This window comes from Alkalinema pantanalense CENA528 (genome assembly GCF_050753345.1).
Taxonomy (GTDB): Bacteria; Cyanobacteriota; Cyanobacteriia; order Leptolyngbyales; family Leptolyngbyaceae; genus Alkalinema; species Alkalinema pantanalense.
In genome coordinates, this window is sequence record NZ_JBLZFX010000031.1 from 37,054 (window position 1) to 63,050 (window position 25,997).

Annotated in this window: 15 protein-coding genes; 8 read left to right on the top strand and 7 right to left on the bottom strand. The window is 49.4% G+C overall.

Going from position 1 to position 25,997, the window contains the following annotated elements:
* The first annotated feature begins 738 nt into the window (after positions 1–738).
* On the top strand, positions 739–2,883 hold the full coding sequence (locus tag ACN4EG_RS12300; protein ID WP_431629799.1) for a lectin-like protein: 2,145 nt from the start codon (positions 739–741) through the stop codon (positions 2,881–2,883).
* A gap of 253 nt (positions 2,884–3,136) precedes the next feature.
* Here ACN4EG_RS12300 and ACN4EG_RS12305 read toward each other — a convergent pair whose 3' ends face one another.
* Positions 3,137–3,589 (bottom strand): single-stranded DNA-binding protein, encoded by a 453-nt coding sequence (locus ACN4EG_RS12305; protein WP_431629800.1) that lies wholly within the window; start codon positions 3,587–3,589, stop codon positions 3,137–3,139.
* A 251-nt stretch (positions 3,590–3,840) separates the two neighbouring features.
* On the bottom strand, positions 3,841–5,226 hold the full coding sequence (gene thiC, locus ACN4EG_RS12310; RefSeq protein WP_431629802.1) for a phosphomethylpyrimidine synthase: 1,386 nt from the start codon (positions 5,224–5,226) through the stop codon (positions 3,841–3,843).
* A 430-nt stretch (positions 5,227–5,656) separates the two neighbouring features.
* Here thiC and ACN4EG_RS12315 point away from each other — a divergent pair, with 430 nt between their 5' ends.
* The 3 genes from ACN4EG_RS12315 (at position 5,657) to ACN4EG_RS12325 (ending at position 8,946) form a co-directional block, all read left to right on the top strand.
* Positions 5,657–6,028 (top strand): VanZ family protein, encoded by a 372-nt coding sequence (locus ACN4EG_RS12315; RefSeq protein WP_431629803.1) that lies wholly within the window; start codon positions 5,657–5,659, stop codon positions 6,026–6,028.
* A gap of 128 nt (positions 6,029–6,156) precedes the next feature.
* On the top strand, positions 6,157–8,283 hold the full coding sequence (locus ACN4EG_RS12320; protein WP_431629805.1) for a DEAD/DEAH box helicase: 2,127 nt from the start codon (positions 6,157–6,159) through the stop codon (positions 8,281–8,283).
* Between the two features lie 3 nt (positions 8,284–8,286).
* A complete protein-coding gene (locus ACN4EG_RS12325) occupies positions 8,287–8,946 on the top strand; it encodes a DUF2290 domain-containing protein (protein WP_431629807.1) in 660 nt (219 codons plus the stop codon).
* A 178-nt stretch (positions 8,947–9,124) separates the two neighbouring features.
* Here ACN4EG_RS12325 and ACN4EG_RS12330 read toward each other — a convergent pair whose 3' ends face one another.
* From ACN4EG_RS12330 to ACN4EG_RS12340, 3 genes are all read right to left on the bottom strand, one after another.
* Positions 9,125–10,411, bottom strand: a complete 1,287-nt coding sequence (locus ACN4EG_RS12330; protein WP_431629808.1) for a hypothetical protein — start codon at positions 10,409–10,411, stop codon at positions 9,125–9,127.
* A 70-nt stretch (positions 10,412–10,481) separates the two neighbouring features.
* Complete coding sequence (locus ACN4EG_RS12335) at positions 10,482–13,058, bottom strand: hypothetical protein (protein ID WP_431629809.1); 2,577 nt, start codon at positions 13,056–13,058, stop codon at positions 10,482–10,484.
* 209 nt (positions 13,059–13,267) lie between these two features.
* The gene (locus ACN4EG_RS12340; RefSeq protein WP_431629810.1) at positions 13,268–13,846 is read right to left on the bottom strand and encodes a hypothetical protein; all 579 of its coding nucleotides are present in this window, start codon (positions 13,844–13,846) and stop codon (positions 13,268–13,270) included.
* 630 nt (positions 13,847–14,476) lie between these two features.
* Between ACN4EG_RS12340 and ACN4EG_RS12345 the strand changes: the two genes are divergently transcribed.
* The 3 genes from ACN4EG_RS12345 (at position 14,477) to ACN4EG_RS12355 (ending at position 21,099) form a co-directional block, all read left to right on the top strand.
* Positions 14,477–14,950 (top strand): hypothetical protein, encoded by a 474-nt coding sequence (locus ACN4EG_RS12345; protein ID WP_431629811.1) that lies wholly within the window; start codon positions 14,477–14,479, stop codon positions 14,948–14,950.
* A gap of 84 nt (positions 14,951–15,034) precedes the next feature.
* Entirely contained in the window at positions 15,035–16,903 is a 1,869-nt protein-coding gene (locus ACN4EG_RS12350) for a PhoX family protein (RefSeq protein ID WP_431629812.1), read from the top strand.
* Between the two features lie 119 nt (positions 16,904–17,022).
* Entirely contained in the window at positions 17,023–21,099 is a 4,077-nt protein-coding gene (locus tag ACN4EG_RS12355) for an esterase-like activity of phytase family protein (protein ID WP_431629814.1), read from the top strand.
* A 325-nt stretch (positions 21,100–21,424) separates the two neighbouring features.
* On the opposite strand, the gene ACN4EG_RS12360 is transcribed toward ACN4EG_RS12355, so the two are convergent.
* Positions 21,425–23,503 (bottom strand): ATP-binding cassette domain-containing protein, encoded by a 2,079-nt coding sequence (locus ACN4EG_RS12360; RefSeq protein WP_431629815.1) that lies wholly within the window; start codon positions 23,501–23,503, stop codon positions 21,425–21,427.
* A 42-nt stretch (positions 23,504–23,545) separates the two neighbouring features.
* Positions 23,546–24,904, bottom strand: a complete 1,359-nt coding sequence (locus ACN4EG_RS12365) for an HlyD family secretion protein (RefSeq protein ID WP_431629816.1) — start codon at positions 24,902–24,904, stop codon at positions 23,546–23,548.
* A 399-nt stretch (positions 24,905–25,303) separates the two neighbouring features.
* Here ACN4EG_RS12365 and ACN4EG_RS12370 point away from each other — a divergent pair, with 399 nt between their 5' ends.
* A complete protein-coding gene (locus ACN4EG_RS12370) occupies positions 25,304–25,600 on the top strand; it encodes a hypothetical protein (protein WP_431629818.1) in 297 nt (98 codons plus the stop codon).
* Positions 25,601–25,997 lie beyond the last annotated feature (397 nt).

Genomic DNA, 25,997 nt, shown 5'->3' on the forward strand with positions numbered 1-25,997 from the left:
TTGAACAGATCGTATCCTCGCCTGATATGTTCTGCATATCTCTAGACGCATCACTGATAGCAATCCGATCTGTTTAGGAACAGAATTCGGCTCAAAGCTTTTCAGCCCCTGGATACCTTTCTCACGATTCCCATCGAGTTGTTTGCTGTAGTATCTTCCGCTGATCATTCAGGATTGACTGCTAGCGAGAAAGGAGAGAGCAATTTAGGCAACGATTAGGCATACATACAGCGGATGCGTCACGAAAAGGATCAGATACAACGCCTGCATCCTGTTCTGCTATGGGCTGCTGTGAGGAATTGAGTTTCAGATTGAGTCCTAGAAATTGAATGCTAGCTGGAGATTGAGTGCTAGAAAGTTGAGCTAGACATTATACGAAGGGACTCGTAATTACTGAGCAAGTTCAGCAAAACCTTACAAAGCCTCTCTAAAGACCGTAATTTTGCTTACAGGTCTAAATTTTTGGTGAAGAACCAGCCGAATATTACGGATGTGTAGCTTAATCTTCTTAGAACCATCGCCAAGTTACCTGGGGGAAACCCAAAATCTCCGTGTAACTCCAAGGAAGATGCTTAGGAACAGTGAACGCGCAATCTATCTTTCAGTAGATTCTCTAGATGGTTAGGTTGTTTCTTAAAGTCAGCAAGGACATAAAAAACCTTGATTCCCTAAATCCAAATCTGGAATGGGAGTAACTGACTTCATTGTCGGATTGAGAAATACGGTTGGAAATACATCATGAATTCATATGAGACTTTCGCTGGAACTACGACCTTGGGGGAATCTCCCTTCAATGTTGTGTCCGTTAATGCGCGTTCTACAGCGACCAATCCTGTCCTGTCCTTCTCTCGCCCCTCCACTAGCTTAAGTGGCAGCAGTGCCATCACCCTAGATAGTCAAGCAACCATTACGCAACAGGGCGATGCCACAGGTAGCTCGACGATCGATGGAATTCAGTTTGTTCTACGCAATGTTTCAGCGGGTGCCCTCGCTGCTGCGGGTACTGCTAACACTGCCAATTCTGATGGCATTACCTGGAACTACAACGCCACAACCGGGCGTCTGAGCCTGACTGGAACAGCGTCGATCGCAGCTTACCAGTCCCTCCTGCGAACAGTTGCCTACACGCCAACAGGTGGAAACCAAACAACAACTCAGGCGATCGATATCAACCTAGGTCGGCCCGTTTATCGCTTTGAAAATGGCCACTACTATGAATTTGTCAGCTTTAGTGACCTGGGGATTAATCCAGATAGCACTTCAACCAATGGCACCGATCCGACTGTTCCGAGTTGGAATACAGCGAAAACCCTTGCAGCAGGACGCACCTTATTAGGCCTGCAAGGCTACCTAGCCACCATTACCTCCGCTGCCGAAGACAGCTTTGTGCAACAGCGTCTTCAAGGACAGGGCTGGATTGGTGCATCTGATGCAGCAGTCGAAGGTGCTTGGCGCTGGGTCACTGGCCCTGAAGGATTGGAGAACAGCGGAGCAGGACGGCAGTTTTGGCAAGGGAATGGATCTGGTAGTGTGACGGGTCCTGATAACTATGCCAATTGGAATAGTGGTGAACCGAATAACTTTATTCTCAGTGTCACCGATGAAGATTATGGCCATTACCTCGCAACCGGGAAGTGGAATGACTACGAGAACACGCCTCGCAGCCGTAGTTCCGATCAAAAGGTTGATGGATTTGTGGTGGAGTATGGCGGTTTTGCGAATGATGCGGATCTTTCTAGAACTCGTGTAACGTTTACCCTAGGGGTCCCTTCTGTTCCCACGTCCGATTTTCTATTCCGAGACACCAGCAGTGGTTTAACTGTAGTCATTAATCTCAATGAGAATCAAGTGATTGGCGGAGGGGCGACTCGCTTTGCAGGCACTACAGGTAGCGCAGGTGTAATCGCGCCGGATACTAACTGGAAAATCTTGGGAACCTTCGATTTGAATGGTGATACCCGCCGAGACATTGTTTGGCATCACACCCTTTCGGCTGAAACCTATGTTTGGTTTATGGGCGGAGCTAGTGGAGAAGAAATCCAAGCAGGAGCCCCTGTGGTTGTAGGCAACGCCACGACAGCCTTCCAGCCGATCGGCTGGAAGCCGCTATTGTTTGCAGATTTGTTGGGGAATAGTAGACCTGAGATTATGTGGGTCAATGAGGCACAAGGGGCCGTGACCATTTGGGATCTGAACGTGGCTCAAACAAATTTCCCGACGACGATCACCTTTAATAGCACAGATGTAACGCGCCAGGGTTCCTCGACACCTTTTGCGTTACCTAAAGGTTGGCAGCCTTACTATGGCAATTTTGATGGTAATGCTGCAACCAAGGAACTGTTCTGGCACAATCCGCTGACGGGCGATGTGAGTTACTGGACGTTAAATGGAGCTGCCTTTACCTCAACGACGATCGATGGCGGCGTTGGTTTCCAGCAAAATATTCTGACGTACAAGCCTGTGCAGATTGGTGATGTCGATCGCGATGGCAAGGATGACATTATCTTCCAGTCTGGTCAATTTGTAGCAGCTTGGAAGATGAACGGATCGACGATCGCTGCTCGGCCCACTCTGCTGAAAAATAATGACTTAGGGTCGCCTTTAAACCCGATTAAAGGGCTAGTTGACATTGATTTAGACGGCACTCTAGATGTGGTTATTGAGGCACCGGCGAGCGCTTCGTTAGGTATTCAAGGCAAATACTATGGTGTGATTCTGCTAGATTCCCAAACCTTTAGTCAGCGGATTACGGATGGTTTCCGGTTCATTAGTTTGGGGACATCGATCTACGACACTGGCAGTTCGACGATCAACCTAGAGGCTACGGTAGACTTTGACCTGCTGAACAACGGTATTCCTAAGGCGGGATATTTCGTCGGTTAGTAGATTCTTTCCAGTTGCTTGTTAATGAAAAACCCTCCCTTGGGTCTAGCTTGGACGCTAAATTCAGTGGGAGGTTTTTTCGGCATTGCTGAACTGGGCTATGAAACAGTTAGTGACAGCTTTGCGGCTTTGTCGCCAATCTGACGAAATCATAGTGTTATTCAGCAATGCTGTTTTTTCAATTAGAGGTTCAAGCTAACGAAGTACAACGATCGGCCTGAAGCTAAAGACTTACAGAACGGCATCTAGATTTTTAGAACGGAATGTCATCGAAATCGGTTTCGTTATTAGCAGACGGTGGCGTAGCTGCCTTGGGGGCTTTTGAGCGAGTGGAAGTGGGTTTGGGTGCGGCGGCTTCGGGGGACGCATCTGGGCTGGGGGCTGCCACCCCGAGGTCAGCAGTTGCGCCGAGGCTGTAGATTTTAGAAATGGTTAACTCGGCTTGTTTTTCCTTGAAGCCTTCCGGGCGTTCCACCGTGTTCATAGATAGCCGACCTTCAATCACCACCCGATCTCCGACGTGATATTGCTGATGAACTTCCTGCGCAAGATTGCCCCAACCAAGGACTTTGAGGTTGGAAGGGGGATCTTCAGGCCGCAGACCAGGAAACTGCACCCGCATTTCCGCGATCGCCATTTGATTGTCTGGGGTGTAGCGCAGTTGCGGCTCTTGGGTAATTTCGGCCATTAGGATGCAACTGTTCATGGGAGAGGCTCCGTGTACTGAGGCTATGTAGATTGTGGGCCGTCGATGACTGGCATTACTTGGCTATTGTAGACATTTTTGATCGATCTCGAACCATCGATCGCAAACATGGGAATTGCGAGGAATGCGGCTCTATGCTTCGGCGGCCCGATCGTCCCCATAAGCAGTCTGAAGACCTGCAAAAAAGGAGTAAGAAACTAAACTCGTTTCCTACTCCCAATTCTCGATCGTCGTGATTCATCAACTGGCTATCAGACAGTGGCTTTCACCCGATCGCCGTCTTTTTCCAAAAAGGCTTGCAACTCAGCGATCTGTTCATCTTCGATCTTGGTTTGCATGGGGCAGAATTTGGGGCCACACATAGAGCAAAATTCTGCTTGCTTGTAGATGTCCTCCGGCAAGGTTTCGTCGTGGTATTCCTTCGCCCGCTCCGGATCCAGAGACAACTCAAACTGCTTGTTCCAGTCGAAGTTGTAGCGGGCGCGGGACAGTTCATCATCGCGATCGCGGGCTCCCGGACGGTGGCGGGCAATATCCGCAGCGTGGGCGGCAATCTTGTAGGCGATCAGGCCATTGCGCACGTCTTCCGCGTTGGGCAAGCCGAGGTGCTCCTTGGGTGTGACATAACACAGCATTGCTGTCCCATACCAACCCGCCATGGCCGCCCCGATCGCGCTAGTAATGTGGTCATAGCCCGGTGCGATATCCGTCACCAGCGGCCCCAACACATAGAACGGCGCTTCTGAGCACTCTTCCATCTGCTTGCGGACGTTGAATTCGATCTGATCTATGGGAACGTGGCCGGGGCCTTCCACCATCACTTGCACATCCTGTTCCCAAGCCCGACGGGTGAGTTGGCCGAGGGTTTTCAGTTCAGACAACTGGGCCGCATCGGAGGCATCGTGGGTACAACCGGGACGCAGGGAATCCCCCAAGCTGAAGGAGACATCGTACTTCTTGAAGATTTCGATGATGTCGTTGTAGCGGGTGTAGAGGGGATTTTGCCGCTTGTGGTGCAGCATCCACTTGGCGATAATGCCGCCGCCACGTGAGACGATACCAGTGATGCGACTGCGGGTTAGGGGCAGGTATTCGATCAACAGCCCTGCGTGGATCGTCATGTAGTCCACACCCTGTTGGGCGTGTTTTTCGATGATGTGCAGGAAATCGTCTTCGGTGAAGTTGTCGAAGTTGCCGTGGACGCTTTCCAAGGCTTGGTAGATGGGGACGGTGCCGATCGGCACGGGCGAGGCGTTAATAATAGCGGTGCGGATTTCGTCCAAGTTGCCGCCGCCGGTGGAGAGATCCATGACCGTATCCGCACCGTATTTCACGGCTTGGTGCAGCTTGGCGAGTTCTTCGTTGATATCCGAGGAGTTGGGAGAAGCCCCGATGTTGGCGTTGACTTTGCACTTGGAGGCGATGCCGATCGCCATGGGTTCCAGGTTGGGGTGGTTGATGTTGGCAGGAATGATCATCCGGCCCCGAGCCACTTCATCCCGAACCAAGTCTGCCGGCAGGTTTTCCCGCTTAGCGACATAATCCATTTCTTCGGTAATCAAGCCTTGGCGAGCGTAGTGCATCTGAGACACATTGCTGTGACCCTTGCGCTTGGCGATCCAGTCTGAACGCAACATATTCGTTTCCTCAAGATAAACAGCTTCCCTGCGCTGGTATTACCCAGAAGACGATTTCACGGGTTTGGCTAACGCGAATCCGTCTGTTTCAGGTTCTAAGGGTGTTTCTCAGCCCATGTCTTTAGGCACCCCTAGCTGATTGCAGATCGTACCACCTCTAGCTAGAGATGGGGCAGGAAGGGCTGGAGAACGGCTGCTGGTGCGGCGATCGACGATGTTGCGAACAATCAATTACTGTGCAATCAAAGGTTAAAATCTTTGATAATTATTGATTAAAGTAGATGATTTAGGACGATCGACGGCGTGAGTTCCGGGTTTGCATGGGTTGTCGGAATGGAGAGACATCAGCCTGTAGTTCCAGAGAATTTAGTTCCAGAGAATTTGATTCCAGGAAATTTATTCTAAAAAATTTGCGGATAGTGGGTCGTTTATGTTTTCTTCTCGGCAAAGCTGGTATGTGTTGGGGATCGCCTACGGGTTGACATTTGGGTTGATTTTGTACTTGGCCTATCAGGGATTGTTGCCAACGTATCTGACCCAGAATGATAAGCTGGCCCATTTTGTTTTGTATGGATTGATGACGTTTGTAGGGCAGCGGGTGACAAACGATCGCCGCATCCGGTTAGGTCAGATCCGAATGCCGTTGTTTACGATCGGATTTTTCCTGTTTACCACGATCGAAGAAGCTTGTCAGGGGTTGTCGCCTAATCGCAGTTTGGATGCGGGGGATTTGGTGATGAGTTATTTAGGCATTGTGGCGGGATTTTGGTTCGATCGTTGGCTACGACGGCGACAACGTTAGTAAAGCGGAATCCAAGCAGACCGAAATCAAGAGGTGGCAAGAGGAGATGTCGCTCCTAAAGTATAGAGATTGTTTGAATTTTGGCATAATAGAATGTGCTAAGTACATTACGTAAAAAGACTTAAGTCATGCTGAATGTTGTCCGAGGAGATGTTTCTAAGCCTGTTTCATCTAAAAGGCTAGCTGACTATTTTGAGGGCAAAGGTGACATTGATGGCAGTCTATATTTGGGGTACCCAATCATAGGAACTGCTCAAGGAGGATATCAGATTGATGCTCTTTTAATCTCGAGAGAGCATGGTTTAGTCATATTCAACATCATAGAAGGGTGCGAAAGCATAACTGATTTAGAAGATACACAAGATGAAAGTGTAAACAAAATTCAATCAAAGCTCCTTCAACATAAATCTCTTACTAACAGAAGAAAATTAATGGTTGAAGTTGGAGTTGTAACTTTTGCACCAGCTTTGAGCCATAGACCTACAGGGATTTCAGCTGATTACCCTGTTGTTCTGAATGAGAACGAGTTGACAAACTTTTTACAGTCTCAGATATGGGAGCATAATGAATATTTTGAAAGTTTAAACTCGGTAATCCAAGCAATTACTTCCATACGAAAAAGAAAACAGCGTAACTATATCCAAAAAGAAGATTCTAGAGGGGCAAAATTAAGTAAGCTGGAAGATTCAATTGCAAATCTAGATCGTAATCAGAGTGCTGCTGTAATTGAAACCGTAGAAGGTGTACAGAGAATCAGAGGGCTTGCTGGTTCAGGCAAAACAATCGTATTGGCATTAAAGGTTGCGTATTTGCATGCAAAGCACCCTGATTGGAACATAGCAGTAACTTTCAATACGCGCTCGCTCAAAGGTCAGTTTAAGCAGTTGATCAATATGTTTTCCATTGAACATACAAATGAGGAGCCTGATTGGGAAAAAGTTCGAATTATCCATGCATGGGGAAGTCCATCTATGAATGGAATCTACTATGAGATTTGTAAGAGGCATAATATAGAGTATCGGGATCTTGATGCTGCTAAAAAGATTGCTAGTACTTACGGTTTAGAGTTTGATGCCGTGTGTGAGGAAGCCCTTGGCAAAGTAAAAAAATTTGAAAAGTATTATGATGTTATTCTTGTTGATGAAGCACAAGACTTTTCTAAAGATTTTCTGCGGCTGTGTTACGAAATTTTGAAAGAGCCGAAAAGATTGGTTTATGCTTACGATGAGTTGCAAAGCTTGAACCGGAAAGTGATGGAATCACCTGAGTCAATCTTTGGCGAAGATAATCATGGTAGCCCTCGTGTTCAACTCCACAACCTTCCTGGTGAGCCAAAACAAGACATTATTTTAGAGAAATGTTATAGGAACTCTCGTCCAATTTTGGCTTCTGCTCATGCCCTGGGGTTTGGAGTGTATAGAGAAAATGGGCTAGTTCAAATGTTTGAGTATTCTGAGTTGTGGAGAGATATTGGTTACGGTGTGGAAGAAGGCGTATTGAGAGATGGACAATTTGTAAAACTTGCTAGAAATGCTAATACAAGTCCAAAATTTCTTGAAACTCACTCTCCTATAGATGATCTGATTGTATTCAAGTCATTTAACAGTAATGAAGAACAAATTGAATGGCTTGTGAGCCAAATTGAAATTAACTTGAAAGAGGATGAGCTAAAGCATGACGACATCATGGTTATTCATACAAATCCTTTGACCACTCGAGAGGCTGTTGGAAAAGCTAGAGCTTTGCTATTTGAAAAAGGCATTAATTCTAGCTTGGCTGGGGTGACTACTTCTCCTGATGATTTCTTTAGTGAAGACTCCATTGTTTTTACTAGTATTAACAGAGCTAAGGGCAATGAAGCAGCTATGATCTATGTGATCAATGCTCAATCATGCTTTTCTGGTTATGAACTTGCTAGAAAAAGAAATATTTTATTTACAGCAATGACTCGAAGTAAAGCTTGGCTTAGAGTTATTGGGTATGGTGATCGAATGAAAGACCTAGAGGCTGAATATGAAGCGGTAAAGTGTAAAGATTTTGCTCTTGAATTTATTTATCCTAATGAAGAAGAGCGCAGAAGGATGAACATCCTTAATAGAGATATGAGTCCTAGAGAACGTGAGCTCTTGAAAAAAAGTAAACAAGGAAACTTCAATGAAGTTCTTGAGGCTCTTTTGAAGGGTGAAATTCATGAAGAGGATTTACCAGTAGAAACTCAAGAAATGTTAAAACGTCTTAGGGAAAAAGGCTCTTAGAAAATGACGGATTATCGCAATATTTACAGGCAAATTGAGACAATTACTCACAAGTTAGTAACTGTCGGTTTAGCAGATAAGCTAAATTTCCCTTCTTGTAACTCTGTTGCAAAGGATAGTTATGAAATTGCATACTCTGGCCAGCAAGATATTTCAGTTGCTCTGAAAAATGTCGAGTATGCAGAAGTATATAAGGAGTTAGATATCCACCGTAATTACAATATAAAAATGATTGATGGTGCGTTAATCCAAATCTTATATTCTTATAAACAATCTATTCTAAGTTCACATCGATTAGCTTTTTTCCCATCACCATTCCTACATGAATTTCAGAATGAACCCGAAATATATCAAGAAGATGAAATATATGCAGATATAATTGCAAAGAATATATTGCCAGTTCCGGTAAGATTTGATTATGATCCAGAAAATTATAGTGAATTAGATCACCCTAAATGTCATTTAACTCTGGGGCAGTTTAAGAACTGTCGAATCCCTGTTTGTTCTCCAATTACACCTAATGCTTTCATGGATTTTATTCTGCGCAGTTTTTACAATACTGCGTTTAGAAGATTTACAGATGAGTTCAATTTTCATGGTGATTTATTTGGTGAAACTATATCTCCTATGGAGAAGAAAATAATGCATTTAGCTATCTACTAGTAAACATTTATTTTATGCATAGTAATGTGTGTTGACTATGAAACGAATAGATGTGTTGAATTACTGATTCTGAAAGACAGGTCAAGGTCATAACTCACAGCCAAGAGCTGGGAACCTGATTGATCACTAATGGTATCCCCCATTGTAAAACAGTAGGTTTTGGCTGAATTGGATGCGATTAAGGTTGGATGGTGAACACTTGCTGAGGGGATTGGAGGAGAGTTTTGCCATCGGAGCCGATCGCGGTGACCTGCCATTGCAGGGTTTTGCCGACCTGTTCCTTCAGCAAAGGCGGTGCTGAATAGCTTGTCGTGTTGGCGTCGAGCAAAGCGGAAAGCACCAACTGTTCTCCTTGATGAATGGCAAGGCGATAGAACTTGGCATTGGCGATCGGCCCCCAGCGAAATTGTAGCCCCTGGGAAATGGGGAGGCTTGCGTTGGCTAGCGGTTGCAAGAGGCGTAATTCCTGCTTGGACTGGGATGAATTGGGGGGATTGCCCACGTAATACCGCAAAACTGGCAACGAAAAGCCCGCGACTCCCCCGGTTTTGACCGTGCCAATCCCCGTTTCAGAATCCCCTTCCTTGTCATCCGTCGCTTCCACCCGAAATAGAATCAGGTGTAGCCCATCTGTTCCTCGGGGAATCTTGCGCGGATCAGGCCCCGGAATCACAGCACGCCCCGTAGGCATCAGATAGGTTTCAAAGCGATCGATGACCGAATATCGCTGTTGCAAAGCCCGTTGCTCGATCGGCAGGGTGGCCTCGGTCAGCAAATCGTCCTGCGTTGGGGGAATGTCCCCTGGTAGTACTACTTCCCAACGCCCCTTTAGCCGTCCTGTACCGTTATAGGTCAGTTCGGCGTGGAATGGGGGGAGCGGCTGGTTGCGATCGATCACCGGAATGGGCTGTTCAGGCCGAGCCGTCTCAAACCGGAGACGCACATTAGTTAATGCGAGAGGCACCCGCGCCCCGCCGCCCGCCAAGCGGCAAGTCACCGCGATAAACTGATCGGGCAAGCCAGAACGACTGACAAACCGCCGAACATAGAAAAACTCCGAAGAGGAGCCCTTGACGGCATCTTGGTAAGCTTTGCGAGCGATCGATGGGGGAATGGTCATAATGTCAGTGTAATTATTACTGCCACTGAGACGACCGCGATCGCTGCGTTTAGGTAAGCGTCCGTAAACCGTTCCAGGAACGCAGGACTGATCCGCATTGATGTCACCGCACCAAATTGCTTCAACTGGACTATAGTCATTCAAACTAATATAGGTCAGAAAAACAGTTGTTGCACCAAAGGTATTGATATTAACGCCGCTGGGACTCACAGTGAGCGCTTGAGCTGAGGGTAAAGACGAGAGCGCAACCGGTATTGTAGCCAATCCCATGAGAACCGTTTTCCAACAGTGGCGCGACAACTGGGAAATAGATTGCATCAAGTTGAGGTTAATGGAAGGTTTCATAAACTCACTCACACATAGAAATTTCTAAGGAATCAGAGCTAGCCAATGATCAATATTACGAAAATAGTGCTTAAAAGCTCAGACTTAATCCTGCATTAACCACATGAATCGTTGCATCGGTATTCAAATTAAAAACTCGATCTTGGTTCCGCGTAGATTGTAAACTGTAACGAATAAAAAACGTTCCCGGCAGTTCCCGCTGAGCTGCTAGCACCTTGAATTTCCAAGTCAAGATGGATTCTAGACTATCACTCCGATTCAAGTTTTGGTCGATCGAGTCGGTATTATCCGTCCGATTAAAATTAAATGTCCAAGTGAGGTCACGGACAAACTCCCAAGTAATCCCTAGGGTGGGTGAAGTGGTGAATTGGGTTACATTGGTTTCAAAGTTTTTGGCACTAGTGAGGTTTAATCCTAGACTAATTTGTAGGGTGGGCGAAGCTTGCCAACTGGCATTAATTTGATTGGAAATATTGAGAAAATCACTGGTTTCCCGACCCAGTTGACGGTTATCTTGTAAGGTGTTGCTGTGTTGAAAAGATAGACTCAAACTATCGATCGTCCAACTGGCTCCCAATTGGTGGCTTGTGGTCACTTGGTTGGGAATTTCACTAGCATCAAACTCCGATAGTTCGGGAATGGGAACATTCGCTCCAAACTGGCGATTCAACTGATAGGAATAGGTCAAAGTCGGCAAAAAAACGTTCGTAGTTTTGAGGACGGTTTGCAACGGGACGGTGAGATTAAAACTCGTTGCCCGATTTTTGGTTTTGAGAATGGTGGGGATATTGGCTAGGTTATCCTCACTTTCGGTATGTTGAATCTGGAATGTGGCCCCAGCCAGCGAACCGTTTAAGGCCAATTGGGTTTGCATCTGGTCAGCACCAATGGCGGCTCCCAGACTTTTGTAGAGGGGATTGATGCGCTCATGGCGACCACTGAGGCTGAGGGAAAAAGTCCGATCGCCCCCGATCGGGACTTCTTTCAACAACTCATAACTGGCTTCCAAATAGTAGGCATCTTTCGTCACCGGCTCCACTTCTACAACATTCAACCCATCGGTTAACTCTGGATCAGGTTCACTGGGATTGGTAAACGTGCTTAAAGCGTAGCCCAGATCAAACTTAAAACGGTTGCTATTATCATTGCCAGTCAGTCGCAATCCAAAGCCCCGACTCTTTTCCGCATCAACGACTTGGCCTTCATTAAAATTTCCTTCCGCTAGTTTAGACCCATCCATAAAGGTGGCCTCAAACCGCACCCCTCCCCCCGCTTCAGATTTAAGAATTTGATATCCTAACGTGATCGCGTTCGTGTTGTTGTCTGAGTTTTCTAGACCAAAGAAATTATCAAACCCAACAATGCTTTCCGATCGTAGTGAACTGAGATCTAAACTCAGGCGATCGGTCAATTGCGTTTTAATCACTAATCCACGGCTACAGGCGTTGTTCAGTAGGAACGGGTGGTTGCCGTGGCAGGTATGCCCTAACAGCGCTTGCACAGGCCCCCAAGTGGTATCTAAGAGATATTCACTCAGATCAACGGGAGGCGCGTTTTCACCTAATTCTCCGAACCGCAGTGCCTCATTTTGGAAGGTGCTGCCAACGAAGGCAAAGTTACTTTTGCTGATAAACGTTCCAGCGGTAAAGGTGGTGGAGAATCCTCCTTGAAACGTGAGATCGGTAAAAGTCGGGCGATCGGGCACTCCTGCATCAGGGGTACGGCGTTCTAGGAATTGGGATTTGAGATTTAAGTTAACCGTGGGTTGAAGTAGAAAGGCTGCTTGATTAAACGGTGCTGCTTCTATGGGTTGTTCGGCTGGCTTTTCGGTCGGCTGCTCTGCTGGTTTCTCAGTGGATGATTCTGTGGGGTTTTCCGTTGGCTTTTCGGTTGGTTGTTCTGTTGGTTTCTCTGTGGATTGTTCTACAGGTTTCTCAGCTGATGGTTCATTCGGTATTGTTTCTGCTTGAGCTAGCTTGGAGTCCAGTGACGGTTGGGAGATGGGAGTTTTTTCAGAACTGCCCTGAGCGATTGCAGAGTCTTCTGTGACAGTTAAAGAAAGTTGGGTCAGAATTTGCCAATCGATCGGACTTTTGACGAGGTAGACCACAACTTCAACATCCCCCAACGGTAAAGGAATAGCGTCGGGCTGATACACTAAATCGCGATCGATCAGTTTTACCTGGGAGGTCACATCGGTGATACCCACCAGTACGGCCAGGGATTGACCCGCTTCTAGGGTTGGGAATGGATTAAGGGGAATGCGAAGGGTCTCGGTAGGCTTGACGGTTTGACGAGTGGGAACGGTAGGCGTGGCTGTGGGTACTGGGGTAGGCGGGGGAACAGGCGGGGGTGTGACGGGGGATGGGGAATTCGTAGATGCTTGGGCCACGACGATCGTTTCTGGGCGAACGTTCGTAATGGGGAAGGATTGACGGTGGGTCTGAGTATCTGTAGAACGATCGGAAGTCGGGTACTTAGAAGGTGGTTGGGCAGATGAATTGAGAAATCTGGGCAGTCGTGTGGTGATGGATGAATCGAATGCTGAATGGGCGGATGGATGGGCTGCGATCGCGCTCTTTGGAAACCAACTAGCAATGAGTAAACAGATGGAAATGGGTGGAATGACTAACTGTAACCGTAACATACGTTAATCCCAATGCATTTTGCAAATTCAAAAGGCGCGTCACAATAACCCAATGCTGAAGTTAATGATTAGTAAACACTGGAGGAAACTTAGCGAAGGGAAAGCAGAAATGGACGAGTCAAATCATACCGTTGACTTTTGAATTCCCTGCTTCCCCGCTCATTCCTCTTCAGGTTTTAGCTAAATTCAGGTTTTAGCCAGAGTACAACCTACTGAGCATTCAGCTTAAACTTCATGGTTTGTACCGCACTGCCAATACCATTCAGTTGAATTTGTAGAATTTTATCCTTAGCACCTGTCACAGTCAGATTCTTGCTAACAGCATCCCGTGAGCCATCTTCAATCTCAATTTCGCCTAGCTTAGTGGTACCATTGGCATCGGTGGCGCAAATCACAGCAGCGACTCCACCTTTACCGCCCGTTTTATCAAGGGAAATTTTGACAGAATCCTTATCAACGGTTTTGAGGGTTGTGAAGCGGGGATTGCCAGCAGCGGAGAATCGCCCGGATTCCGGAGTTCCCAAGGTGAGCCAGTTATTACCCACCGTAACGCCTAAATCTGACAGCGTGGTTTTAATTTTCGCGATCGCATTGACAATTTTTCCAGCTTTACCACAGGCAGATAGACTACCGATAGAAGCAGTTTGACAAGCGGCTTGAAATTCAGTGAAGACTTTGCGAGCTAAGCCCTTATCATCCCGGCAGGGAGCAGCCATGGAAGGAGCCGCGATCGCGAGGGAAAGAACGGTAACTGCAATGGTGGTGGAAGCTGCTTTCTTGATAGACATGGTCGTAAAACTCCAAAAAGATAATGTATGCGATGTTGTTAGGAAACAGAGGTGGAATCCCTAAATGACTGAGAAGGAGATTGCCGTAGCTCCTTGCCTTAACTTGATGAATTACACGGAGCAGCCTTGGAGTTTATGCAAGCCTGCCTAAAAGATGTATAGAGTTCTAGCTCGCCTCTTGCGAATTGGCACCATTGATGGCTTGGGCTGCAAGGAACCCCCAACACGTCTCTAGGGGCGAGTTACCAAGGAGTCATTAATCTGCATTGGCTGTCCGCCTAGTGAAAGATGGCGGTCGGATCAAGCGCGATCGAAATTTCACTAAAAGATTTCCGTTGCTTTAGATGGATTTAACCTGCTTTTTACTTCGATGAACTACTATTTCGATGTTGCTTTGATCTAGGAACTCCCAGTTTTTTAACCGATATTTTGATTCTGACTCTGCTGATAGCGAAAATGATTGATTAAAAATTGCACTCAGTATTTTGAAGACTAATTCCAACTGTTGGCTACACCATTCCCTGCGCTGAAGCTAGATGATTTTCGCTAATCTTTGCCCTCATTCTGTGAGTTTCTGTGAGTTACAGTGTATTTGCTAGATTCTATAGACATTTTTGGCTCGCGATCGTTGTGAGTGCTGTGTCATTGGCCTCACTGAACGAATCGGCGAAAGCAGCACAGGTAGGACGTTTTACCTTTGAACTTCCGGTTTATCGTGATACTGCTCACCCGGATCTGGTGCAACAGGTGGAGCCATTTCTGACCCAGCAAGTGAACCAGCGGTTTCAGCAAAACCCCCAGTTAGATCGTCTGGAAATTCAGATTACGGTGAATCGCCAGGGGGATGTCCTGCCATTGCTCACCACAACGGTGTCCCGTCAGCAGTGGCAGCGATCTCCGCAGATTCGGCTGTGGAGTCAGTATCACGGTGCCTACGCAGGCTTTCAGCGGCCTCAACCGCCGTTGAATCAGCCCCCGATCGTGGCTAGGCGGCGGAGCGAACTGCCGAACTGGCCCGCGATCTCCAATGCGATCGATGAAGCCCGCGATCGGCGTCAACTTGCTGGTTCCTTGGCTCAGCAATATTTGAGCCATTTAGACTAGCGATCGCTTTTCCATGGAGCCTATCTCCGGGAAAAGCATTCCGAAAAAATAGAACAACCGTTGCCCCATTGAGAGGAGACACCCATGGTTCAGAATCTTGACGATAACCAAATTAGTAATCATTCCGGTAATCGAACCTTTGAAGATGTCTTGCGGGTTGGGATGTCACGGCGGCACCTGTTGGCACGCAGCGCCGCCCTATCCGCAACCGGATTTCTGGCTTCAATGGTCAGCCATAACGGCAATGGTTGGGGAACGTTAACGGCAATGGCCCAAGCTAAGCCTGCCAATCGTCCCACAATTAATTTCCAGCCCGTGCTTGCCAAAGATGGAACGGGAGCTGTACCCAATATTTCTGCGGATTATCAATACACTGTTCTGATTCCCTGGGGCACACCGATCAAAGATGGGGTTCCAGAGTATGATGGCAACCCCGCGACCCGTCCTACCGCCGTCCAGCAGGCCCAGCAAATTGGGATTGGCCACGATGGGATGTGGTTCTTCCCCATGGGCAACAGCAACACTAGCGGCGTGCTCGCAATTAACCATGAATTTGGCGGCAACACCCACATTCTGGGCAAGGAAGCCCCAACGAGTTTAGAAGATGTGCGCCTTTCCCAACATGCCCATGGAGTTGCCGTTGTAGAACTCAAAAAGCAAAACGGCAAGTGGGATGTTGTACGCAACAGCAAGAAAAATCGCCGCATCCATGTCAACACGCCAGTGAAGTTTACAGGCCCTGTGGCGAATAGCGATTTGCTGAAAACTCCTGCAGGTAATGCCCCGCTTGGGACAGTGAATAACTGCGCCAATGGGAAAACACCTTGGGGAACCTACCTGACCTGTGAAGAGAATTTCAACGGGTACTTTGGCGATAAGGCCGGGACTTGGACGGCGACCCCAGAGCAAGCCCGCTATGGCTTTAGCAAAGCAGGTTTCGGATATGGTTGGGAGAAATTTGACGATCGCTTTGACTTGTCCAATGCCCAATACAAGAACGAGGAAAACCGTTTTGGTTGGGTCGTTGAGATTGATCCGATGGATGCTTCCCAGACGCCGGTGAAGCGCACAGCCCTGGGTCGCTTTAAGCACGAAAACGCTGAATTGGTTGTGGGTAAAGGCGGTCGCGCCGTGGTCTACATGGGAGATGACGAGCGGTTTGACTACATCTACAAGTTTGTGTCGGAAGCCAACTGGCGATCGATGCAGGCGCGGGGAATCAGCCCCTTGGATCGCGGCAAACTTTACGTTGCCAAGTTCAATGATGATTTCACGGGTGAATGGTTGGAACTGTCGATTAACAATCCCAAACTCAAGGCACGATTCAAGACCCAAGCCGAAGTCTTAACCTATGCGCGGATTGCGGGGGATTTACTCGGGGCCACCAAAATGGATCGGCCAGAGTGGGTCGCCACGGCTCCCAATGGCGATGTCTACTGCACATTGACGAACAATAGCCGCCGGACTGCAGCCCAGGTTGATAAGGCCAATCCACTGGGGCCAAACCCCGATGGCCATATCATCAAATGGCGCGATGCCGATAACCATGTGGGACTAACCTTCAAATGGGATATTTACGTGCTGTCGCAGGATACCCATGGAGCCACTGATGAACGGACCTTCAGCAGTCCCGATGGTTTGTGGGCTGATCCCGATGGGCGCTTGTTTATCGAAACCGATGGCGAGCAGAAGAAGGGTCTGAACGATCAATTATTAGTCGCTGATCCCAATGACAATCGCGTGATTCGACGCCTATTTGCAGGGGTGACGGGCTGTGAGGTGACGGGGTTAACCGTAACACCCGATCGCCGCACGATGTTTGTCAATCTTCAGCATCCCGGCGATGGCGATCCCACCAAAACCAATTTCCCAGCCGCCCAGGGCAGTGGCAAAGTGCCACGCGATTGCACGATCGTCATCACCCGCAAGGATGGCGGCATCATTGGTTCTTAATTAGTTACTGCGTTGCTTGGGGCTTCTGACGAAGCCCCTTTTTGTATTGCCAGTTTAGTGATCAGTCGGTTCTTCCGTCTGATGCTTCAGCCTGACCGTTCATTACAAAGAAATCGATCATGAACATTGCAAAGACACAGGAATTTGGGGTCCAGTATACGGGCTTCTGGGATGACAGCGCTGTTGTTAAGGGTGTTGTCTCCGCAACTGATGCAGCAATTGCCGACGGTGTGATCAGCCTTGATGAAATGTTGACCTGGAAATTCACTTGGACAGGAAATTCTGCGGTTACTGGATTCACGATCGCCTCCCAGGATGGCACTGCATCTGCCTTGACGCCACCGGGGGGCTTTCTGATTAATCGCAGCAATACCCCGTTTGACGCCCAATTCCAGGATGCCGATGGCGTTGATCAAGGGATTTACCAATCCGCAAATAGCGATCGACTAATTGACCTTGGGGCACTGTTGATTGAAAATCTTGCCGCCGGAACCACCGCAACGGGGAACGCGACCAAGGGCAGTATTTCGGTCAGTCCGATCGTGGATTTTGCCGTCAGCTACAAGGGCTTTTGGTCGAATGATGGCGGTGGGGCCATTCAGGGCATTCTCTCGGCCAGTGAAGCGGATGCTGCCGATGGTGTGATTTCGCTGGATGAAGTTGTGTCTTGGCGGTGGAACTGGAAAGGCAATGATGTCGTGGCACCGTTTACCCTAACGTCCCAGGAGGGCACCGTCAGCACCTTAATGCCGCCAGGGGGCTTCAAAATTGGTGGAGGCAATACCCCCGTCAATCTGAACTTGATCGATGCTGATGGTCTGGATCAAGGATTATTTGAATCGGCTACTGGCGATCGCGTCCTTGATCTGGGAGCCTTAATTGTCGAAAATTTCACAGCGGGAACCACGACGATCGGGGATGCTAGCGCCAACGGCACGATCGATGTCAGCCGTATCCTGAACTTCAACACTGAATTTCGGGGCTACTGGAAACAGGACGGCGGTGGTGCCATTAAAGGTCAATTCTCCGCCAGTGAAGCGGATGCTGCCGATGGTGTCATTACGATCGATGAACTGATTAGCTGGAACTGGCAGTGGACAGGCAACCGTCAAGTAGGTTCCTTCTCCGTCAGTTCTGACGCAGGTAGCGCGATCGCCCTGCTGCCCGCCAATGGCTTCCGGATAAGCGGCAATCAAGTATTACCCGTTGACTTCAATGATCCCAACAAGCTGGATCTAGGACTGTACGAATCGAGCGATGGCAACCGGATCATCGACATCGGCGCACTGCTGATTGAAAACCTGGGCACGGGCAAACTCTCCCAGGGCATTGTACCGCCTCCGGTCAAACCCGCCGAACTGGTTGGCTTTGCAGCGCTACCAGCCGACACCTTTGCCGCTGGCCCCAACGCCGGTTCAGGCATTACGGGCAATGGACGCACTGGCCCCTTTGCGGGACAACCCGTGCAAGGGTTTAGTGGAGTGCAGTTTGCGCCGGGGGGCAAGGGCGATAACTACTGGTTCCTCTCGGATAACGGGTTTGGGGCAAAAACCAATAGCGCCGACTATTTACTACGGTTGTACCAAGTCGATCCCAGCTTTGCCGGCAGCGAGCAGGGCGATCGCAGTGTGGCCGTTCAGGGTTTTGTGCAACTGCGCGATCCCGATCGCCGCATTCCCTTTGCGATTCAAAATGAGAATACCGCCGATCGCAATCTCACCGGGGCAGACTTCGATGTGGAATCCTTTGTAATTGATGCCAAGGGTGACATTTGGATTGGCGAAGAGTTTGGGCCATATTTGCTGCACTTTGACGCAACGGGTAAGTTGCTGGAAGCGCCGATCGCCACGCCGAACATCACCAGCTTTAAGACCCTGAATGGTGAAGCCCCGATCGTGATTGGGCACCGGGGAGCCAGCGGCAGCCGCCCAGAGCATACCCTAGAAGCCTATAAACTGGCGATCGAGCAAGGTGCCAGCTTTATTGAACCGGATTTGGTCGTTACGAAAGATGGCGTTTTGGTGGCTCGCCATGAAAACGAAATTTCTGGAACCAGTGATGTTGCAACTCGTCCAGAATTTGCCGATCGTAAAACCACGAAAACGATCGATGGCGTTGCCTACACGGGTTGGTTTGTCGAAGACTTTACCCTGGCGGAACTCAAGACCCTGCGCGCTAAAGAACGGATTCCCGCGACCCGTCCCGGCAATACGGCTTTCGATGGTCAATTTGAAATTCCGACCCTGACGGAAATCATTGACTTGGTTAAACAAGTGGAAGCGCAGACGGGTAAGAAAATCGGCATCTACCCCGAAACCAAGCACCCCACGTTCCTTGCCAAGGAAGGGAAATTCCTGGATGGTACGTCGATTAATCTTGACACCAGTCAATTGCTGGTGGATACCTTGATTGCGGAAGGATTTACCGACCCCAGCCGAATTTTCATTCAATCCTTTGAGTTCCAGAACCTGATCGAAATTCAGCAGCGCCTGAATCAGGAAGGCATTGGGAATATCCCCTTAGTCCAACTCTACGGTGATACGACCCGCTCCGCCGATCCCCAGGATTCCTTCTCCTTCCCCTACGACATTCGCTATAACGTCAGTCAAGGCAACGACCTCAAAGCCATCTACGGTCAGGCGTTTCTGGATGCCGCTGAAAAACCGTTGTCCGCTAATACGGTTTATGCCGATCTCGATAGTCCGGCGATGTTGCAAGTCATGCGAGATCTGTACGCCGAAGGGGCTGGGCCTTGGAAGAACAATATTCTGTTGCGGGAACCCCTCACCACCAAGGTGGATGGCAATGGGGATGGGAAGGCCGAAATTGGGTCGCAGCTCACGGGCGAAATTACGTCGTTTATCGACGATGCCCATGCCGCTGGATTGCAGGTGCATCCCTACACCCTACGCAACGAAGAAACCTTCCTCACGCTCAACCCGGATGGCACGCCCCAAACCCCAGAGCAAGAGTTGGTGCAGTTAACCCAAATTGGTGCGGATGGCTTCTTTACCGATTTTCCGGGAACGGGAGCCAAGGTCATCAAACAGGTAGCGGCGGATTTTGTTTACTCACCGGATCATCCGGGGGTGCTAGCAGGGGATTTGGCGGCAAATCTAGGCCGATCGCGCGGTTATGAGGGCATGGCCTTTAGCCTCGATCGTAAAACCCTCTACCCACTGTTGGAGGGCACTGTCCTGGGCGATCCGGAGGGTTCTCTACGGATTTATCAATTTGACACCACGAGCAGTTCGTTCAAAGGCTTGGCGGGACTGTATCAGATGGAATCTCCCAGCCATGCGATCGGGGATTTCACACCGATTAATGCCACCGAATTTCTCGTGATTGAGCGGGATAACAATCAAGGGGCTGCCGCTGCCTTCAAGAAAATCTTCAAAATTGATTTGGCCAAAACCGACGCCAATGGATTTGTCCAAAAAACGGAAGTTGTTGATTTACTGAATATTGCTGACCCCAAAGATTTGAATGGGGATGGCAGTACGAAGTTTAGCTTTCCGTTTGTGACGATCGAAAATATTTTGGTGTTGGACAAGGACACGATTCTGGTGGCCAATGACAATAACTATCCTTTCTCGATCGGTCGGGATTTTTCGGGTCGGGCGATCGACAATAACGAAATCATTCAAATCAAGCTGGGTGAGTCGCTGAACCTCGATGCCAGCCTGGGTAAAGCGGCAATCCAGCCCCCGATCGAGCAACCGATTGGTGAGGCAAAACCGATGGTGATCTATGGTCGTGACTTTGCGGAAACCCTGAAGGGTGGTTTGGGCAATGACACCATTTACGGCAACGGCGGTATGGATACCCTGATTGGTGAAGCGGGGGATGACCATATTTATGGCTCCGATGCTGCTGAGACGATTTTGGGTGGTCGTGGAAATGATGTCATCTATGCCAATGGTGGAATGGATTACATCGATAGCGGCAGCGGCAATGACCAAGTTTGGTTGGGTGGAACGAGTCAGGCAACCGTGAAACTCAATTCCGGCGATGGCCATGTCACGATCGTTAACTATCAAGCAGGTACAACTCGTTTGCAAGTCAACCGTCTGAATGGTTTGACCTTTGCGGACAGTCAGGCTGGCTTGCGGATTAGCCAGGGGAGTGATTTGTTGGCGGTGCTTGCCTACCAAACCCAAAGTAGCTTTAACCGCAATAGCTTATTGGTAGGTTAAACAGTGAGTTGTTTTTTACGCTGAGGCAGAACGGATTTCCCGCTGCTGTAGACTCCTGCGTAGACCCCTGTGAGCGTGGCATTGCACATTATCGATCGGATGATTATGGTCTGTCCAGGATTCACCGAATTCGATAATGTGCAATGCTTTTATAGCAAGTTTAACTAAGGATCGCGAACACGGCGATACACCGATTGGGGCAAAGTCGGGATTCGTTCGAGTCAACGCAACCGAGCACGGGAGCACTACATTGCCAATGTCAGTAACCTAGGGGCCATGCGATGCCTCTTTCCTCGCCACTCAACTGCATCATTAGCCCACAATACTAAACTGCTAAATGCTTCGTGCCCGTCTCCGTGCGCTGAATGGTACTGATAAACGCATCTTCCAAGGAAAACGGCAAGCCTCGGTGAGATAGCAACACCATTCCCGCCGACTGCAACACCGCCCCCACCCGCTGCAAATCCTCCTCCGGCGCTTCCATCACCACATGTAACCGATCGCCAAAAATCGACACCCGCCACGGCTCCAACACCTGCTTCAACAAATTGGATGCCTGCTGCGTACGATCGACCCGCAACTCCATCAACTGCCCCGGTTGCGCCGCCTTAATCTCCCTCGGCGACCCCTGCAACACCACCTCCCCCGCCACCAAAAAGCCCATGCGATTACACTGCTCCGCCTCCTCCAGATAATGGGTCGTTACCAAAATCGCCGTTCCCTGCCGCGCGAACTCATTAATCAATCGCCAAAACTGCCGCCGCGCCAACGGATCAACCCCCGAAGTTGGCTCATCCAAAAACAAAATCTCCGGCTCATGCATCACCGACGCCCCAAAGGCCACCCGCTGCTTCCAGCCCCCCGGTAGCTTCCCCGTCAACAGAGCTTCCCGCCCCACCAACCCACAGGTTTCCAATACCCAAGCAATCTTGTCCGATCGCCGCGCTGGAGGGACTCCATACACGCCACAGTAAAACTCCAAATTCTCCACGATCGTCAAATCATCGTACAGCGTAAACTTCTGGCTCATGTAGCCAATCCGCCGCCGCAACTCCCGATCGCGCAAATTCTGCGTCTGGCCCGCCAGAGTCAACTCTCCAGTGGTTTTCTCCAGCAATCCACATAGCATTTTAATCGTCGTTGTCTTTCCTGCACCATTGGAACCCAGTAGTCCATAGATTTCTCCATAACGGATTGCCAAATCCACGCCTTTCACTGCCTGAAACTGCCCAAATACCTTGCGCAAATTTTTCGCTCCGATCGCCACCGTTTCCCGTCGCAATCCATTTTTCATTTCGTCCCGCGATCGTTGGCGCGGAAAGGGAACATAGGTCGGATCAGATCCCTGTTGCCGCAAACGAGTCACAAATACATTTTCCAGCGTGACCTCCGTCGTTTCAATTTCTGCGAAATCTTGCGTTAACTCACCTACTGAACTAGCCGACAAAGTAGCATCCTGAGTCCCATCTTGACACCGTAATAATTGCTGGACCATGGGACGATCGTGCTGCGGATCGCGTACCAACACATCCACCCGATCGCCAAAGGTCTGCACATCCACAATCCCCCCATAGTCGGCCTCCTGGGACTGCACCGCCGCCAGCAACACCGCCTCCGTCTCCGCGATCGCCGACGTGCGCACCTCCAACCGTTGCAGTCCCAAATTGCGGCGTAACTCCGGCAGCGTCCCCACCTCATGGATTTGCCCGTCATACATCAACGCAATCCGATTACACCGTTCCGCCTCATCCAGATAGGGCGTCGCCACCACGATCGTCATCCCCTCATCCGCCAGCGCCGCCAACACATCCCAAAACTCCCGCCGCGACACCGGATCAACCCCCGTCGTTGGTTCATCCAGCAATAAAATCTGCGGCTGCGACACCAAGGCACAGCACAACGCTAACTTTTGCTTCATCCCCCCGGACAACTGCCCCGCCAAGCGATCGCCGATCGCCGAAATGCCCATCAGCGACAAATATTTATCCCGCCGTTGCTGTAACAAGTCCTCTGGCACTTGCCGCAACCCTGCCGTATAGCGCAAATTTTCATCGACGCTCAGATCGAGATAGAGGGAAAACTGCTGCGTTAAATAGCCTGTGTAGGGACGGGCCAGCCGGGGCGATCGGCCCAAGATATCCACCGTTCCCGCCGTCGCTTCCATGACGCCGCCCAAAATGTGGAACGTACTCGTTTTCCCCGCGCCATCCGGGCCAATCAAGCCAAAGATTTCCCCTGGATAGACTTCTAGGGAAATTCCATTGACCGCCCGCAATTCCCCGTACTGTTTGACTAGAGTCTGCACCTGAATCAGTGGCGCATCCAGTCGTGAACCATCCGGTCTGGGTTGACTCGATCGCTGCCAGGGTTCTACGGACGTTAACGCAGTTTCATCCAGAGTCATAACCGTTACCGTCGGATTGCAATCATACTCACCATACCAAACCTATTTCAGCAGAATTTCTGCATCCGCTGGCATTCCCGGTTTCGCCAAACCCTGGGACTGTTCGATCGTCAGCCGCACCCCAAATACCTGTCGCACCCGATCTTTCTTGAAATAAATGTTTTCCGGCGTAAACGACGCCTTGGCATCGATCGCGCTCACTTTGGCATCGATCGGACGTTGCCCATCCGAATCTAAAAAGACTCGTGCCTTCATTCCCACTGCGATTCTTCCCACATCTCCCTCCGGCACGTAACCCCGTAGATAGACCTCCTGGGGATTGATCAAGGTCAGAATGGTTTTCTGCGGCGTCACCACGGCTCCCGGTTCCACCAACCGCTGCAACACCACCCCTGTGATTGGGCTTTTCAAGGTGCTATAGGCTAAATTTGCCTGGGCTTCCTTTTGACGGGCTTGGGTGCTTTGCAGATCCGCTTGAGCCGCCTTCAGTTTGGCCTGGTAGCTGCGAGCATCCGCCTGGGCCGATCGCAAGTCCGCCAGCGCCTGATCCCGCTGTTCCTGCAACGCCGCCAACTGGGCATCGCGAATGCCGGGATTAAACCCCTTCGTCTGGGCTTGGGTGAATCCACCCTGGGCCGCCGCCAACTGATCCTGCGCCGCTGTGACTCCCGCCTTACGAGCCTCTACCGCTGTCCGGGCCGTTTCTAAGGCTGTCTGGGCCTGATCGTACTGCTGCTGATTGATTGCGCCTTCTGTGACCAACTGGGCATAGCGATCGCGGGTCGCCTGGGCTAATTTTAATTCCGCCACGGCTTGCTTCACCTGGGCTTGGGCTTGGCTGAGTTGGGATTGGGCCACGGACACCTGCGCCGATGCCTGACTGATCTGCCCCGAGGCATCCCCTTTAGACTGTTCCAAGTTCAGCCCTGCCTCTCGAATGCGATTGTCCAATTCCTGAACCCGCGACTGGGCCCGATCGACCCGTTCCTGGGCACTGGCCAAGTCCGATCGGGTCTGTTCCACCCGTTCCTGGAAGGACTGCACATCCGCCCCCGCCCGCCGCACTTGGGCTTGCACCTCATCGGCATTAATTTTGACGAGAACCTGCCCCGACGTGACCTGATCGCCTTCTTTGACGGTAATTTCCGCCACCTGTCCTCCATTTTTCGCCTGAATATCCGTCTCGTCGGACTCAATCCGGCCACTCAGCACCACCGCCGTTATTTCCGGCTTCGGCCCCCACGCCTGCCACGCGAAATATCCCGCCACGCCGATCGCCGCAATCCCCAAAATCAATACGCGAGGATTGGGCCGGTGACTTTTCTGGGGTTGGGCTGCAACGGGGGGTAATGCAGCTTCGTCAGCAGTGGAATCTGGCTTAGGAAGCGATGATGAGGACATAACAAATCACGATCTAGAACGGTAGATAACCTAGCAACCCAGATCAGTCAAGATTCATCCCTAATCCGTTTCAGAGATTACATCCTTGCTTGCAATGGCAATTTCTTACAAAATTACCTGCAATCTAACCTAGACTGCATACTTTCATACTAGATCGTCTCGTTTGTTCCCACGGAATCTCATTGACATACCTTAAGATTTCTAGGGGGCGATCGCTACAAGTTTCGCTACACCACTCGATCAACCCTGCGATCTGTCCTCGGCCTAGGAGCCTTGCATCATCGTCTAGGGTATCCTCACAAGTTCCTCATAATTCATTAATAGAGTAAAAATTAAAAGATAGCTCTACCCTTCATTCAGCTATCTTCTCCAATATAGTTAGAGAAATCAGGAGGAAATATGGTGACAACTACAGTTACAAAATCGGTTGATATTTTAATTGGCCTTTCTGATCAAGCCTTGCAAACAATTAATGCAATCAATCAGGAATGCTTAAAAAAACAACTACCACCTGCCTTCTCAATGGAAGAAGGGGTTCCGAAAGGGAATAAATTCTATCGTTTTGAAGGACTTGGCGTTATCCTCGGCCTTCCTCCAAGGTTATCTTTCTGGGTTCACTATAAACCAGAAAGTCCTGAGCATGTCAATCTAGGAAAATTCACAATGCCATTAGTTTCCAATGGTAGCAGTCGGTAGAATTTTAGGCTTGATTTTTTCATATTGCATCTACTGTGCATCTATCTTATTTCTAATCATTCCTGTGTTATCTAGGATCTGAAACAGCCAAATTCACCTTTCTGAACTTCGACTAAGTCTGTAAAAACAATTTAAATCTTTGCGGGAGACATGTAATGGATAGGGCTAAATTTTACAATATTGTCCGGGATTCTTTATTTAATGGAAGGCTAACCCAAAAGCAGGTAGAGGGAATGGAGGCTATCCTCAATTTTTGGGAATCACCTCCCGTTCAGCCTAAGGGAGAATTTCTGATTCTCAATAAGTTTGTGTTTTGTGACGAGATGCCTCCTCGCCAGAGAAAACTCCTATGCTAAAGGTAAGCACTGTGGAGGATAGCCTCTATGACAGAGCGCAA